The organism is Thalassolituus sp., from assembly GCF_984348125.1.
The window spans coordinates 1-15,129 of the sequence record NZ_CFHJLR010000018.1 but is presented as its reverse complement, the minus strand read 5'-3'; the positions used below and the strand labels follow the sequence as shown (position 1 = coordinate 15,129).

At 51.8% G+C, this 15,129-nt stretch carries 19 protein-coding genes and 1 riboswitch; of the genes, 15 read left to right on the top strand and 4 right to left on the bottom strand.

Going from position 1 to position 15,129, the window contains the following annotated elements:
* Window positions 1-27 precede the first annotated feature (27 nt).
* Together AC5E51_RS12620 and dinB are read right to left on the bottom strand one after the other, a co-directional pair.
* A complete protein-coding gene (locus AC5E51_RS12620; RefSeq protein WP_488046184.1) occupies window positions 28-1,071 on the bottom strand; it encodes an MbnP family copper-binding protein in 1,044 nt (347 codons plus the stop codon).
* 118 nt (window positions 1,072-1,189) lie between these two features.
* Window positions 1,190-2,233, bottom strand: coding sequence for a DNA polymerase IV (gene dinB, locus AC5E51_RS12615; RefSeq protein WP_068439394.1), 1,044 nt, complete (start codon window positions 2,231-2,233; stop codon window positions 1,190-1,192).
* A 406-nt stretch (window positions 2,234-2,639) separates the two neighbouring features.
* Between dinB and AC5E51_RS12610 the strand changes: the two genes are divergently transcribed.
* The 12 genes from AC5E51_RS12610 to AC5E51_RS12555 all read left to right on the top strand — a co-directional run bounded on the left by AC5E51_RS12610 (window position 2,640) and on the right by AC5E51_RS12555 (window position 10,216).
* The gene (locus tag AC5E51_RS12610) at window positions 2,640-2,918 is read left to right on the top strand and encodes a type II toxin-antitoxin system RelE/ParE family toxin (protein WP_068436755.1); all 279 of its coding nucleotides are present in this window, start codon (window positions 2,640-2,642) and stop codon (window positions 2,916-2,918) included.
* A complete protein-coding gene (locus tag AC5E51_RS12605; RefSeq protein ID WP_068436756.1) occupies window positions 2,918-3,211 on the top strand; it encodes a HigA family addiction module antitoxin in 294 nt (97 codons plus the stop codon). The genes AC5E51_RS12610 and AC5E51_RS12605 overlap by 1 nt, the downstream gene beginning before the upstream one ends.
* An 81-nt stretch (window positions 3,212-3,292) precedes the next feature.
* The gene (locus AC5E51_RS12600) at window positions 3,293-3,589 is read left to right on the top strand and encodes a hypothetical protein (RefSeq protein WP_068439392.1); all 297 of its coding nucleotides are present in this window, start codon (window positions 3,293-3,295) and stop codon (window positions 3,587-3,589) included.
* Between the two features lie 969 nt (window positions 3,590-4,558).
* Window positions 4,559-5,194, top strand: a complete 636-nt coding sequence (locus tag AC5E51_RS12595; protein WP_068439389.1) for a hypothetical protein — start codon at window positions 4,559-4,561, stop codon at window positions 5,192-5,194.
* 109 nt (window positions 5,195-5,303) lie between these two features.
* On the top strand, window positions 5,304-5,459 hold the full coding sequence (locus tag AC5E51_RS12590) for a hypothetical protein (protein ID WP_297533792.1): 156 nt from the start codon (window positions 5,304-5,306) through the stop codon (window positions 5,457-5,459).
* 93 nt (window positions 5,460-5,552) lie between these two features.
* Window positions 5,553-6,167 (top strand): MarC family protein, encoded by a 615-nt coding sequence (locus tag AC5E51_RS12585; protein ID WP_301388742.1) that lies wholly within the window; start codon window positions 5,553-5,555, stop codon window positions 6,165-6,167.
* A 144-nt stretch (window positions 6,168-6,311) separates the two neighbouring features.
* Window positions 6,312-7,670: an esterase gene (locus tag AC5E51_RS12580; protein ID WP_491778661.1), complete on the top strand. Its 1,359-nt coding sequence runs from the start codon at window positions 6,312-6,314 to the stop codon at window positions 7,668-7,670.
* 43 nt (window positions 7,671-7,713) lie between these two features.
* Complete coding sequence (locus AC5E51_RS12575) at window positions 7,714-8,268, top strand: YbhB/YbcL family Raf kinase inhibitor-like protein (protein WP_301378201.1); 555 nt, start codon at window positions 7,714-7,716, stop codon at window positions 8,266-8,268.
* A 33-nt stretch (window positions 8,269-8,301) separates the two neighbouring features.
* Complete coding sequence (locus AC5E51_RS12570; protein WP_491778660.1) at window positions 8,302-8,760, top strand: NlpC/P60 family protein; 459 nt, start codon at window positions 8,302-8,304, stop codon at window positions 8,758-8,760.
* A 102-nt stretch (window positions 8,761-8,862) separates the two neighbouring features.
* Complete coding sequence (locus tag AC5E51_RS12565) at window positions 8,863-9,216, top strand: HopJ type III effector protein (protein ID WP_068439383.1); 354 nt, start codon at window positions 8,863-8,865, stop codon at window positions 9,214-9,216.
* Window positions 9,213-9,725, top strand: coding sequence for a paraquat-inducible protein A (locus AC5E51_RS12560; protein ID WP_297533800.1), 513 nt, complete (start codon window positions 9,213-9,215; stop codon window positions 9,723-9,725). Before AC5E51_RS12565 ends, AC5E51_RS12560 begins: the two co-directional genes overlap by 4 nt.
* An 89-nt stretch (window positions 9,726-9,814) precedes the next feature.
* Window positions 9,815-10,216, top strand: a complete 402-nt coding sequence (locus AC5E51_RS12555) for a peptidylprolyl isomerase (protein ID WP_488046185.1) — start codon at window positions 9,815-9,817, stop codon at window positions 10,214-10,216.
* Here the strand turns inward: AC5E51_RS12555 and AC5E51_RS12550 are convergent.
* Together AC5E51_RS12550 and AC5E51_RS12545 are read right to left on the bottom strand one after the other, a co-directional pair.
* The gene (locus tag AC5E51_RS12550; protein ID WP_488046186.1) at window positions 10,213-10,560 is read right to left on the bottom strand and encodes a hypothetical protein; all 348 of its coding nucleotides are present in this window, start codon (window positions 10,558-10,560) and stop codon (window positions 10,213-10,215) included. The two genes, AC5E51_RS12555 and AC5E51_RS12550, sit on opposite strands and share 4 nt — an antisense overlap.
* Window positions 10,561-10,592: 32 nt before the next feature.
* Complete coding sequence (locus AC5E51_RS12545) at window positions 10,593-11,654, bottom strand: zinc-binding metallopeptidase family protein (protein WP_297533803.1); 1,062 nt, start codon at window positions 11,652-11,654, stop codon at window positions 10,593-10,595.
* A gap of 117 nt (window positions 11,655-11,771) precedes the next feature.
* A riboswitch (yybP-ykoY riboswitch) is annotated at window positions 11,772-11,887 on the top strand.
* Between the two features lie 81 nt (window positions 11,888-11,968).
* Between AC5E51_RS12545 and AC5E51_RS12540 the strand changes: the two genes are divergently transcribed.
* From AC5E51_RS12540 to AC5E51_RS12530, 3 genes are all read left to right on the top strand, one after another.
* Entirely contained in the window at window positions 11,969-12,562 is a 594-nt protein-coding gene (locus AC5E51_RS12540; protein WP_301378199.1) for a TMEM165/GDT1 family protein, read from the top strand.
* Between the two features lie 88 nt (window positions 12,563-12,650).
* Window positions 12,651-13,310 carry a 2OG-Fe(II) oxygenase gene (locus AC5E51_RS12535; protein WP_301378198.1) on the top strand — a complete coding sequence of 220 codons (660 nt, stop codon included), beginning with the start codon at window positions 12,651-12,653 and terminating at the stop codon, window positions 13,308-13,310.
* A gap of 98 nt (window positions 13,311-13,408) precedes the next feature.
* Window positions 13,409-15,037, top strand: a complete 1,629-nt coding sequence (locus AC5E51_RS12530; protein ID WP_488046188.1) for a methyl-accepting chemotaxis protein — start codon at window positions 13,409-13,411, stop codon at window positions 15,035-15,037.
* The last annotated feature ends 92 nt before the right edge of the window (window positions 15,038-15,129 follow it).

Sequence of the window (15,129 nt, the reverse complement as noted above, 5' to 3'; positions counted from 1 at the left end):
TTCTGAACACAGCAAACACAGATCTGATCACTCAGCGGATTCTTTCTCACGTACGGAAAATACCGATTGTTCAGACTCTGCATTTTCACCCGTTCCCAAATCCAGGCCCAAGCCCAGATTAGCGAATACAGCCTCACACTCAGGGTCGGTCGTGCCCGACATACACCCCGGTGCACCACCCTCGTCCTGTGCCACACTGACGCCACTCACCAGCGCCGCGTAATCGATCACGATCTCAGCCTGCTCGACATCAATAGCACCAAGCTCAATCGTGATTTCAGGGCGGTTAGGATTTTCACAGGTTTCTGGCTCGGTGCCCGACTCCAGATCGGATACCGACACTGGGCAACCCGTGCTACCCAGGTGCATATTCCAACGATTGCCTGTGCGTTCGCCGTCTTGCGGGTCAGTCCAACCACCGACTGGAGCCACATCAATGCCCGTGAACTTATATCCGCCCTGCCAGTTCCAGCCCGCGCCAGATGCCCGCCCAGGATTACGCAAAGGCTCATCGGCCGCTGCCTGATCCTTGTGGTTCAGATCAAAGGGTACCCCCAAGGTGAAACGAATGGCCGCGACCGTTACGCCCTCTTCGACTGTTGCGATGACTTGCACACCATCATTAAAGTTCGGGTTAACATCGGCCTCTGCTTCGCACCCGAGAGTGTCACGAAAATCGAGTTGAGCTACCCGGCTGTTCTGTGACGGACTGGTTTCAGAAGCATCACTCTCACCTGAAGCGGTTGTCGATACATCATCAAGGCTCAGTTCAATCTCAGCGCCTGTGTCTGTCACCAACTTAAAATCGTGAACATAAAAACGGAAATCAACAAAACTGACGGTCGACGCATCGCTACCCACATTCAGATAATCTTCACCGCAAACAACATCAGCATCGCCCACCACGGCCGCAAACGGGATAGTCGCGGCAATCTCACGAGGGCCTACAATTTCAGTCGACGAGCTGCTGTCACCACCACATGCGGTCAAAAGCGCGGAAGAAGAGAGCACGGCTGAAGCAATCAGCGCAGTCGAGAAAAAAGACGTCGGAGCAGTAAACAAGGGGCGCACAGTGTCATCCTGTCGGTAGGTTACAAGTGCGACGGATTATAGAGACGGCGCCGGGATTGAGAATGCGACAGGTTGTCGCAGTTGGCCAGAGCCAGCTCTCAGAGGGAGTTATGAGAACTCAGAACAGATTCAGCTGCTTTTCACTGATCTGAGGAAAGCGCCCACCGATACCTAACAGGCGTACAGGCTTGTCTTCTCGCTTCAGAGCCTGAAGCAACAACCGCTGAAAACCCTCGGGCGTCGCCGATTCCTGAATATCGGCCATGGTGGTCTGAGTGAAATCAGCGAACTTCACTTTTACGAAAGGCGCCAGCGCTTCTGGCTTCCAGGGGGTTCGGCTTACCCTCTCCTGCCACTTCTCGTATAGAGCCGAGACCTCAGCCACGCACTCTTCATGGCGGGTCTTATCCTGAGCATAGGTACGCTCGACACTGACGGACTTGCGCTCACGATCCATACTCAACGGTCGGTTATCCTGTCCCCGACAACGCTGATATAAATGGACACCTGAGCGGCCAAAACGACGTACCAGTTCATTGAGATCCCAGCTTCGGGCGTCGTCGCAGGTTTCGATACCCAATACCTTTAAGCGCGCCTGAAACGCCGGGCCAATGCCGGGAATACGGCCAACAGGTAACGCCTTCACGAATTCATCCACTTCTTGAGGCGGAATCATCTTCTGGCCATCGGGCTTATTCCAGTCACTCGCGACCTTCGCCAGAAACTTATTCGGTGCACCGCCCACCGACACACTGATACCTAACTCGTGCCTGACGCGCTCACGAATCTCAGCCGCCACCTGACTCGCCTGCTGATCCGGGTCTAACTCAAGATACGCCTCATCAACCGATACCTGCTCAAGCAAGGGTGAATAATCACGCAGGATATTCATCACCTGAGCAGAGACCTCACGGTACAGCTCCATACGACCACGCAACAACACCAGATCGGGGCAAAGACGACGCGCTGTCGCCGTCGCCATCGCTGAGCGAACTCCAAATGCCCGAGCCGGATAATTACAGGTCGCGATAACACCGCGCCGGTCAGACTCACCACCAATCGCAATCGGCACATCACACAGATGCGGCTGCTCGCGCATCTCAACCGCCGCGAAAAAGCAGTCACAATCGATATGCAATACCTTACGGCCAGGCTCACTCATGGGTACGTCACTCCTGCCCAAACAGACGGGCAAATGCTCATGATAAAATACTGTATACATAAACAGTGTACTTGGCAACACCGTTAAATTCAGTGCTCATTTGCAAGATCAGAACAAAACGAGCATGCACACTATGAAACCTATCAATAAGAAATAACCTATTAAAATCAATCAGTTAACAATTCTAGTGGGGTGATAGTGTGCGGAATGTAAAGCCGATAAAGGTGTGCAAACGCGCATGCTCATTTTCACACTGGCAAAAGGCGTCGCCTCAGGCACTTTTCATAGTGGTGACAGGGGGTTATGCTCGAAACATCGAAAGGAACCGGCGCGTAAAACGCGCACGCTCACAAATAAACTGTTAAGCTTGGTTGTTGCGTGATGCGCAACATGCTATTGTTCCCTCATGATTAAATCATTCCGTCACAAAGGACTGAAACGGTTCTACTCGACTGGCAACATATCTGGCATCCAGCCGGATCACGCCAAGAAACTGCGTATGCAGTTGACTGCTTTGGAAACTGCTACGTCGGTGGACGACATGGACATCCCAGGCTTTCGGCTTCACCCATTGAAGGGGAAAGACAAGGGTCGGTGGTCGATTCGGGTTAACGGAAATTGGCGCATGACGTTCGAATTTCAGGACGGCAACGCCTACATTCTTGATTATGAGGACTATCACTGATGACTATGCATAATCCGCCGCATCCAGGTGAGTTCATTCGGGAGGTGTACCTGGAGCCTTTCGGTATCAGTTCCCGTCAGCTGGCTTCCAGTCTGGGCGTATCACCTTCTACTTTGTCTCGGCTGCTCAAAGGGGATAGTGGTATTAGCCCGGAAATGTCGCTTCGGCTATCCAAGGTTCTCGGGCGTACACCTGAAAGCTGGTTGGCGATGCAGGATATGTACGATCTGTGGGTGGCCCGAAACACGGTCAACCTGGATGGAATCCATCCTTTGGACTTCGAAGCAGCTTAACCAGTGGCTGTTGTCGGACGCGCCTGCGCTGGCGCTCCGACACGCCGCAAAGCTTAGGCGTTAATAGTAAGGAAACTTTAGATGCCGCAATACAAACTCTATTATCTTTCAGATTGCGACGATGCAAACTGGCTTAGATGTGAAACAGAAACTGAAGTAGAAATTGGGGATATATTGCGCCTCTCATGTGGTTTCTTTCACGTGGTATGTGCAATGAAGCAGCTAAAAAAGGAGATTCGACTTGATGTATCTAAGTCGTGCCAATCGCCAGAAGAGGCACTCTTGGTTGCAGAGCAGCATGGGGATTATCCAAAGCCTGGAAGTGAGCCTAAGCTATCTCCAAATGTCTTCGGTGTAAACGAAGTTAGAAAGGTCTGATCTATGCCAATCGAACCTTATTTCTCATCTGAAGTAGAGGCCAAGCGCGAAGCACTTCGGCTTTACAACACCAAGTACCTCAACAGTACCGGCGGGTTAGACTCTAGAGACGAGATTACAGAGGGGTTGGTTTTCTTTCTGTGGCTTGAACAGAATCACCCTAATGTACTCAGCTTCCCGTACAGCGGGAATAAAGAGCAGCTTGTCAAAACATGGATAGGTTGTGCTTAGTACTATTAACAAGCGGCCGTTGAGGCCACTGAAAAACGTGGCGGGATGCGCAAAAAACGCGCGCCCAAAGGCCGGGCGTTATGTGAGTTTTGAGCATGTACGATTTATTGCAAAACGTAATCCGGATATCGCCGTTACTTGTACTGATAATTTTATTTGTTCGCTTGAATGGCAAGAAATGGTATTGGCGTTCGTTTTTCGTCGTAGTCGTGGGTTGGGTAGCCTTTGCTGTATCAACCAACGTCTATTGGTGGTATTCATTCAACTATGCACCAAATGAATATGTGCGAACGTATGTTGCTCTAAAAGATGGAGCTCCACGTATATTTGGTACTTTCTTTGGCTGGGCTATAGCGTTGGTTTTTCTTTTCGTCGCTGAGATTGTTAGAGCTATAGCAATTTTTGGTTCTAGGTTTTTTAAACTCAACGGCAAATAATTCACGTAACGATCAACAGCATTAGCCACACTACATTACTGGGTCGAATTACAGTCATGATTGAAATGGTCGAGTTTTCAGGAGCATTTAGACTGGAAGCAACTCTAGCTATGAAAGCGGGGCAACTAGAAAATATCAGTAAGAGAGTGGAGTCGGTATTCCCTCTCAAGAACCATTAACAAACCGCTGAAATTTTTTATAGCCAAAGAAAGCGTGGCCGCCAGATTTTCTTTTTACGCTCGCTTCCCACCAGGAAAGTTTGACCTACCAATACCGACTGAAAGGAAAATTTTCGAGTATTATGAAATCGATTCTTAGAATTGCTGGTTTAGTTGGGGCTATTTCGTTTGTTTTATTCTTCGCAGTCCGCTTATATGCGGGTTGTTGTGGCGAAGTGCCTACTTCAGCTCAATGGTACGCCGCCAGCTTTGAAAGCATGCTCATGTCATTTCTGGATTCATACTGGTTACTAGTTTTTTTTCTGTGTGCCTGGCTCGGAATCTTAGCAAAATTAAGCTCAAACAGCGGCTGGAAGACCCTTTCTGAGAAGTACGGTATCAAAAGGCTGACAGGGGATCGCTCACAATTCCGAGCGATTAGTGGATATGTTGGGGAGGTCCGCTGCGATGGGTCATTGAAAATCGCGGTCACTACTCAAGGCCTTTACCTTAAAGTTCTCTTCCTATTCAAATTCGGTCACAAGGATCTTTTTATACCGTGGAGTGACATTACTATAAGTGTCGAAAAGAGAGGGCTGCTACCTGCAAAAGCACCTTTATTTCTGAGTCGTTTGATGGGGAGGCTTTTGCACAGCACTTATCTGAGAGTTCACCTTCAACACTTTCCTAACCAGAAACTCATACTAGAAGTACCAGATAGTCTCTTAACCCATATCCCTTCAGAGATCATGGAATCAACCGCAAAGCAGCTTTCGTAAGCCCACCACTGCAACACTGAGTGCCATCTTAAGCCAGTGTTTGACCTGAGATGTGATTCAGGCATTCTTTAGGCTGAGTTTTACAGCAACGTTTTTATGCGAGGCCATCATGAGCGAACCCGTAGCAGAGCCAAAGAAAGCCGAAGAATCCACCGACTGGGATGAGCTGTCATTCCTGGATGATATGGAGTTAGGTGAGATCGATCCTGAGTCCTATCAGGAGCAGGAAGACGATGGCTGCGAAGGCGGCGCCTGTAAGATCTGACGTAGCTTTGCACTTCTCCGTCTGCCCTGCGGTACAGACGGTCTGCTATAGTCGGCGTTCTGTTCTGGGACGCCACTATGCTTGATACCACCCATGCTTGATAAAGCCGTACAGGATGCCCTGATTCTTTGGGCAACCATTGATCCTATTGGCACGCTTGCCATATTTTCTGCCTTAACTGCGGGCATGTCTGTCACCCAGCGTCGTAAAACCGCGACCCGTGCTGTGCTGTATGCTGGCGGCGTTCTGATTGGTTCGTTGGTGATTGGTCAGGTACTTCTGACAGCCATGGGCATCAGTTTGCTGTCGTTCCAGTTGGGGGGTGGCATTATCCTCTTCCTGTTCGGTTTGCAGATGATCTTTACCGACAACGATCAGAGTTCGGGTAAAGAGCCTGACCATAATGTGGCCATTTTCCCGATTGCGATCCCAGCCACGGCAACCCCCGGCGCTATTCTTGCGGTGATTCTGCTAACCGATAACCAGATCTACCCGATTGCTCAGCAATTGGTGACGGGGCTTATTGTCGTAGCAACGCTGGCTATTACCTGGGTGATGATGTTTTTCTCAGACCGTATTCTTGCAGTGATTGGCAGTGGTGGTGCGTCTCTGCTGACGAAGATCATGGGCATGATTCTGGCGGCCTTATCCGTTCAGTTGGTGATGAACGCCATTGGTGTCGAGCAATGGGCAAATGTCGGCCCCTGATACGAGCCACTGTATCTGAACGAATAGACTCATAGCGCCATTCGTTGGCATTGTTAACCAGTAACAGGCCAGCATGCGTTTGCTGCGATTCAGAATATTGTAAGCTGGTTTTCAGTTTATTTTCTGATCAGCAGGGACGCCGCTATGACATCAAGAACAATCCATAAGATGCGCACCTTTATCGGTGTGTTGACTACTACCCTACTCCTTTCTGCCTGCAGCCATAACGGTATCTACCGTGGCAATTATTCGGACGAGTGTACCTTCAAGAAGGAAGGCGACTGCGCCGGGAACGCGCTTCAGATTGGCGGAACCGGCACAGACTATGAGTATCGCCTTGGCTTTATTGAGTACGATGATCAGGGCCAGCTATGGGCCCGCGAACAACAGGATTCGGTACTCGACCGCTACCTGAGGCTAGCAGGGATGCAGGATGTCATTGTGCTGACCTTTATCCATGGCTGGCATCATAGTGCCGAACCCGGCGATACCAATGTGGCTGAGTTCCGCGACATGCTGGCCTCGGTGTCGGCACAGGAAGCCGCCTCCAGCGCTCAGCACAATCGCGACCGCAGACCCGTGTTGGGGGTTTATATTGGTTGGCGTGGCGATTCTCTGGCGATCCCATTTGTGAATCACACGACCTTCTGGGACCGGAAAGCCACCGCTCACGAAGTCGGCCGTAAAGGCGTGACCGAAGCCTTGCTCCGCTTAGAAGAGCTGGTAAACGTAAGAAACACGTTTAAAGATGGCGAGCCACCGTCCACCAGCCGGCTTGTCGTCATAGGACACAGCTTCGGCGGTGCCGTGGTCTACAGCTCTTTGCAGAAAATCCTCAACGACCGCTTTATTAATTCGCGCAAGGGGAAAAACTTTGGAGGCAACGCAGAGGGCTTCGGCGATATGGTGATTCTGATGAACCCAGCATTTGAAGCATTGCGGTTTTCGTCGTTGCTGGAATTATCACAAGAACGATGCCGGGGTTATTTCCCCGGTCAGCTGCCTAAGCTCGCCGTGTTGACGTCTGAGACAGATCTGGCAACAAAATGGGCGTTTCCGGCGGGTCGGTTTTTCTCAACCCTGAACGAGCGGCACCGTGATATGGAGCGCTACGAGTGCCCGAAACCCGGCATGGTGAATCATAAGCCGGTAACCATTCCACAATGGAGCGCCGATAAGAACACCATCGGCCACTTTGAGCCTTACCACACGCATTATTTAAAGCCGCCGAAAGAGAACGCACCCACGACCTTTGATCTGGAGCGCGCGTATTTCGAGTGGTCAGCGCATGATCCGGAGCAGCAGGATATCTACACCACGGTGGATCTGTACAGTAAGCAGCGCACCACAGCCCGGAACCCTTATATGAATATCATTGTCGATGAAGCGCTGATGGACGGGCACAACGATATCTGGGGTGATCAGATCATTGGTTTTATCAGTGAGTTGATTACCGTCTCGACCACTCCGCAAGAAGTTTATGAAAAATTATTAAAAGACTGATAGGTTAGAAACCGGCTTATCTGTAACTCAACAGGAGACTTTTATGCGTCGTACCGCAACCCTTCTGGGCACCACTCTGGCACTGATGTCAGGTACTGCTCTGGCTGACGATTTTGCTGTTTCAAGTGACACCTTTGCCGACGGCAGCACCCTGGCGAATACTCAGGTGTTTAAAGGCTTTGGCTGTGAAGGGGAAAATATCTCTCCCGACCTGAGCTGGACCGCAGGCCCTGAGGGCACCAAAAGTTATGTTGTGAATGTGTATGACCCGGATGCACCGACGGGCTCGGGTTGGTGGCACTGGATTGTTTATAACATCCCGGCGGATGTTACGACTCTGCCAACCAACGCAGGCGTGACCGGTGGTGAAAACCTGCCTGATGGTGCCGTGCATGGTCGCTCAGATTTTGGTACTTACGGTTTTGGTGGCGCATGTCCGCCCGTGGGTGATGACCCTCATCGCTACATCTTCACCGTTCACGCCCTGTCTGTTGAGAAGCTGGACCTGCCCAAAGACGCCAGCGCCGCTCTGATCGGCTATATGGTGAACGCCAACACCATCGAGAAAACCTCGATCACGGGTATGTACGGCCGTTAATCCGTGAGTGCCAGACTCTATTGCAGCCTGCTAATGGCCTCTGCGTTACTGGCCGGCTGCTCGGGTTTTCAGGCATTACCTGGCCCGGGCAATCAAAGCAGCGCACAGTTCGAAAATCCGGATGTGCGCTCTCGTCTCTACGATGAATACCAGCAATGGCAGGGTACGCCCCATCGCCTTGGTGGTTTATCAGAGCGTGGGATTGATTGCTCAGGGCTGGTGTACGTTACGTTTCGTGATGAATTTAATACCCAACTGCCGCGCAGCACCCGCCAACAATCCAGTCAGGGTGTTCCGGTTTCGCGACTCTCGTTGCGCTCCGGGGATCTGGTATTTTTTGATACGGGCGTGAACTCCCGACATGTCGGCATCTATATTGAGCAGGATAAATTTCTTCATGTGTCGAGCAGTCGCGGGGTTATGGTCTCGTATCTGACCTCCGATTACTGGAAGAAGCGCTTTACTCACGCCCGGCGAGTGCCCATACACTAGCCTGTTCAGACATAGCAGCCCTGCGGTATTTCTGATAATTTGTCGCCTCTCGTAAATTCGTATTTATTCTTACTTTTATAAGCCTATATTTTAAGGACGCTCATGACCGATTTCGCCAAAGCCAAGTCTGAATTTCTTGATTCTCTGACCACCGATGAGCATATGTTTGCGTCGACACTGGCGTTTATCGAAGGCTGGTACGATTTCACGCCGACGGCGTTTAATAACGGTGGCGTGATCAACAGCGCAGACCAGAATCAGGGCAGCGCTAAGGTTTTTGCTCTGAGCCAGTTGCTGGAACTCGATAAAGAAACCACTCTGCGCCTGTTCGGCGAACACTACCGTGATGTGCTGGCCACGCCTGACGTGGATAACCACCACAACCTGCGTCGCGTTCTGCGCGAAGGCACCGATAACATCACCTTCGATCAGTTTCCGCTGAAGGCGAAGGCATGAACCGTCTGGTCAATAGCCTGCAACAAGCGACCTGGGCACAGCGTCTGGGCCTGCTGCTTGCCATTGCCAGCTATGTGGTGCTCTGGCCTGGGGTTACCGAGCCCATCATGACGATTAAGGCCAGCGTGAATATGTTTGGCCTCAAGGCAGAACTGTTCAACGAAACCCGTTCCATCTGGGAGACAGTGACGTCTCTGAATGAACAGGGTTATGCTCTGGTGGCGTTTCTGATTGTGACTTTCAGTGTGGTTATCCCGGTACTGAAAGGCCTGACTATTCTGTTCACCTGGCTGTGGCCCAGCGATCTGCGCTGGCGCATTGTCGCCGCGATCAGCAAGTGGTCGATGGTCGATGTGTTTGTGGTCGGTATTCTGGTGGCATTTTTAACCGCCAAAGCGACCGCTGAAATGCAGGCGACGCTGCTCGATGGTTTCTGGTGGTTTCTGAGCTTCTGTATTCTGTCGATTATCTCTGGCCAGCTGCTTGCGCAACATCGCTTGCCGAAATAGCCGGGCTTATATAAACCCGCCTGCCCCGCTAACGTTATTCAGATAACGTCTATACTGGAAGCCAACGATATAAATCCCAGAGGCTTCCAGTGACCATTATTCCGCTGAACCATATTCTTCTTAAAAGCCCGTTGCTGGCTGACGACATTCTGAAAGAGCTGACACTGGGCGCTCCCTTTGAAGATCTGGCCGCTGAGCATTCTGCGTGCCCATCGGGTTCAAACAAAGGGTTTGCCGGGAATCACGATGTGGACGATCTCCCCGAAGAAATGATTCAGGCCATGCAGGAATACGATGGTAGCAGCCCATGGATTGGACCGGTGAAGACGCATTACGGATTTCATATCATCCGCCCTGCCGACCAGATTGGGGAACTGCGCGAGCGCATCGATGACCTTCAGGCCACCGATGCTGCCTACGAAGAAAACAAAACCGAAGAAAATAAAGTCGAAGAAGACAAGCCGGAAAACGACCCGCAGGAAGAAGATTAATCCGGAGTCAACGCCCGTACTAACGCTTCCGACGCCGAGGCCGCGCCATAACAGGTCTGCACAAACTCCAGCTCCCCCCAGCATTCGAAACGCAGCCGTGGAAGGCTGATACGCCAATGCTGATCTGAGCTGCTCAGGCAGGTCAGGCCTTCGGTAAATTCATCGCCCAGCCAGTCGAAGTCGTACTCCGTCCATAAACGGAACACCGCAAAGGTGCGCGGCGCCGACAGAAAATCCCGATGCACTTCGTACACCAGCCAGTGCGGCGATACTTCATCACCGCGGGCAATCAGCAGGCAATTATCGGCCTGATCGTTAAGATCAGGCGTTGGTAATTTACTCATAGTCTCTCACAGGTACCTACTGTCATTCGGTATCACTCGTCAGGCTGGATGCCAGCCAGATCACACAGCACATCAATAAAGGCCTCACAGGCTACCACAGACGCGCTCTCATCCATGGTGTGGTACCCAGTTGTCGGTATCTGCAGAGTCGTACCGTCTACCAGGCCGCCAGATGCCGAAATAATGCGGCCCATTTCAGTCGAACCCAGTGACTTCGGCGATTCGCCCTGCGCTTCCAGTGCTGCGTTCTGCGCCTGAATGTAGCTGTCTTTATACTGGTAACTGATGCCCATGCGCTCACAGGTGTCGGCCAGTTGCTGAGTCAGCTCTTCATTGAAGGGCGCGTTAGCATCCCGGTGACGCAGCGTCAGAGTGTGCTCACGCGCAGTAGGCACATCCGGAAACGGGCTGGTGTCGACCACCACCAGCTGGTTGGTTGAGCCACCAAAGCGACGGAACCATTCCAGCAGATATCGCCAGCTACGACCGGCCTCTTCCTGCGCGGTAAAGAAGGCAGTGCCTTCAAACCCCAGTTCAAACAGGTACACCAGAATGGCCGCCGTCAGGACGTTATCCATCTGACCGGTGACACTGTCATCGGTAATGCGCAGGTCATCCTGAAACGCGACCGGCGTACCAGCAACCACATGCTCCAGGCCTTCAAGTTCGAAGATCAGGTTATTGCGGTGCGGGCACACGTACGTCTGGCGAATGCTGCCACGGCCACGGTACATGCCCGACCAGGGCTCGTAAGCAAAAACCTTCTCGTCACCCATGCGATCAACAATCAGCTGCATCAGTTCTTCAGAAACAGAATTACCCAACAGGTCAGAGCGACCGCCTGACACAAAGGCCGCGTACTGAAACTCGTTCGGGCCTGTACAGATCAGGCCATGACGGTCGATGTGGGCCGACAGCATTAAAGAATGCGGGCGCTTACCCTGCGCCACCAGTACGCCCTCGTACCATTTAACGTCGGCTCCGCGTTCTTCCAGCGCTCGCTGCAATACCCGGAAAAACGAATGCTCTGCCCCCACCACAGACGGCGCACGCGCAAGGATGGTCAGAAGATCACGAAATGATTGAGATAACACGGCAGTCCGCCTCTGTAGGTACTGGTTGGTATGGTTAAGGTGCGCAGATAGTTGCACCTGTGCCGTTCGAGGTAAAACGAGATTTATTTATCGTGCAGATAAGAAAATGTTACTATGAGCGCTCTCTTAGGGGAGTAATCTGCCGTCACGGCCATTCTGGCTGCTGATTCTGGTGTCTGTATCAACATAATTGAGCCTCAAGCTCATGGTGCAGACGTCCCGTCATCGGGATTGATGAGACCTGAGATAACGACACAGTCGCTGGGCGATGCTGTGGCGTTATCTTGTGCTCATCATCGCCCGGAAAATTTTTTATGTTTGATATTACAACCTTTAGCGCCTCGCCATTTCTTGCCTCTACCGTCGCTGTTGCCATCGCTGAAGTCGGCGATAAGACCCAGCTATTGTCCCTGCTACTCGTAGCCCGTTTTCGCAACAAGTGGGCGATCATTGGCGGCATTCTCCTTGCCACACTGCTGAATCATGGGCTCTCTAGTTGGGGAGGTATCTGGCTTGGCGAAAATATGGACAGCTGGCTGTCAGGTAGAGTCGCCAACTATGTTCTGGCCGGATCCTTTGCTTTGATGGCACTGTGGGTGCTGATTCCGGATAAAGAAGATGACGACGACGATAACTTCGCTAAATACGGTGCCTTTATCGCCACCACGCTGCTGTTCTTTATTGCCGAAGTCGGGGATAAAACTCAGATAGCTACGGTGATTCTCGCCGCTGAATTTCAAAGTTTTTTCTGGGTTACCGCGGGCACCACGCTGGGCATGTTAATCGCGAATGCACCAGTAGTAATCTGGGGGCAGTGGTTAATGGACCGATTACCGTTAGACCTGGCGCGTCGCCTCACTGCTGTCGTATTCCTCAGTCTGGCGGCCTATACGCTTTTCAGTAGCTGACTCACTGATCGTTACGACAAAGTTTTCTCGTTGTACGCCGTGATTTCCGGCGGGTATAAACGCGCCTCGCTTATTTGGATACCCGCCCGTGAACGCCGTTATTAACAGTGCTGTGCCTGCTCGTTGCCTTCCTCTGCTGAACACCATCATGGATGCACTTCGCAGCGATGGTTATGTTGTCATCGACGACGCCCTCCCCGCTGCACTTGCAAACGCATTGCAGCAACGGGTTGCTGAGATAAAGAGAATCGGGGACCTCAAGCAGGCAGGCATCGGACGGCGTGACGATCACACAATTGCGCGCAGCATCCGTCAGGATTCGATTCACTGGCTGGACAGATCCGAAGCGTCAGAAACAGCTTGGCTCACGGCTATGGAGCATCTGCGTGGCTACGCTAATCGAGAGCTGCTGCTCGGGCTGTTTGAGTACGAGAGTCACTTTGCTCACTATCCACCAGGCGCGGGTTATAGAAAGCATTACGACGCGTTCAAAGGGCAGTCAAACCGTGTACTGAGTACTGTGTTTTATCTCAACGAGAACTGGCAACCCGGGGACGGCGGTGAACTCGCTATTTATGATGCTGAGGATCAGCTAATAACCAGGGTTCAGCCCGTGTTAAATCGTCTGGTGATTTTTCTGTCTGAAGAATTTCCACATGAAGTGCTGCCCGCAAAGAATCATCGTTACAGCATTGCCGGTTGGTTCCGCGTCAATAATAGCCGGGACATTCTCAGCCTACCCGCATGAACACGGCACTCAGCGGGTAAGCCGGTTACATAATTCTCTGGCGGCTGGCCCGACTTGAACTATCCTCAATGGATAGTCCCTGTTTCGTGGAGAAACGTATGAATTGGCGCGATCTGAGCCTCACACTGAAGTTACGTATACCTTTAGCCGTTATTGGGGTTCTTCTGGTCATCCTCAGTGTGCTGCAACTAAATACTCTGAGCGGAGTAACCACCACATCTGAGCTGATTAACGGTACCTATACCCCAGCTCTGGATAAGGTACTTAACGCTGACCGCGACCTGTATCAGGCTCAGATCGCCGAGCGCACTCTGGCATTAGGCGGAAACTACGAAGGCCTCAAGGCGTCTCATAAAGAGAACCTGGACCAGGTCTATGATCGCCTCAATGCTGTCATCGACATGCAAGTGAATGACAAAACGCGGGTTCAGGCCGAAGCGTTTCTTGCCGCCTTCGCGAAGTGGCGTCCTAAATCAGAAAAAATGGTAGAGGACGTTACCTCGGGGCGAATTTCGTATGAACAGGCAGAGGCACTCAGTACAGGCGCGCTGGAAAAAGAATTTGAGGCCACCCGTGATATTCTGGATACCGTTGGTGAAAACCTGGCTGAATCTGCGGCGTCACTGCATGCTGAAGGCGTATCCTTGAATGAGGCCGCTCGCCGGAACCTACTGATTCTCACGCTTCTCTCGGTCGCGATTATCGTTGCTGTTATCGTATTCCTGCCGCCACTACTCACTCGTCCAATAAAACGAACCACCTCAGCGCTGGATAAGCTTGCCCGAGGCGAAGGCGATCTGACCCGTCGGCTCACGGTTGAAAGTAACGACGAAATTGGTGAAATGGCGAAGACCTTCAATAAATTCCTTGAGGGAATGCAAAGCCTGGTCACCAACGTGCAGACAGTATCGACCCAGGTACGCGGAACCACAGAGCAGCTCGAACAAGGTGCTCAGAAAAGTCAGGAAACCACGGCTCAGTTTGTTGCTGAGCTTGAACATGTGACTCACGCTAACCGTGAAATGGAACAAGCCATTGGCGAGGTCAGCCAGTCATCGACCCGTGTCGCCGAAGAAGCGACCAACGCTGAGAAACACGTCCGTGAAATCGCCGAACAATTCCGCAGTGCGGTTACTGATATTGCCGCCCTCGCCAGCAGCGTCAGTGAATCCGCCGGCGTTATCCGGGAACTGGAACAGGAAACCACAGGCATCGCCTCACTGCTTGATGTCATTAAGGGCATTGCTGAACAAACGAACTTGCTGGCTCTCAACGCTGCTATTGAGGCAGCCCGCGCGGGTGAGCAAGGTCGTGGTTTTGCGGTGGTTGCTGATGAAGTCCGGAGTCTGGCCAGCAAGACCCAGCAGGCGACCGAAGACATTAACAGCATGATCGATAAGCTACAGAGTGGTGTGAACCGCGCGGTTAACAGTATGCAGGGTGGCGAAGAAACCGCTGAGCGCTCTGTTGAAACTGCACGGGCCTCAGAATCGAACATTGGCGAAGTATCGGGCTCTTTAGTACGGATTAAAGATCAGGTATTACAAGTGGCATCAGCCATTGAAGAGCAGACGTCGGTCATTAATAACATCAACCAGAACCTGGCAGAAGCACGTAATATGAGCCAGGAGAATCAGGCGAGTACACGCCAGCTGGTCGATTCTGTCAATGTGCTTGAACAGAACACCTCTGATATGCGCAAGAGCGTATCGAATTTCACCGTCTGATATTTTAAGAACGGTGACAAAAAAGGCAGCCATGGCTCACTGCTGTCCCACAGTTTTGGGATCATATAACGAGCCTCATCTGAGGCTCGTTT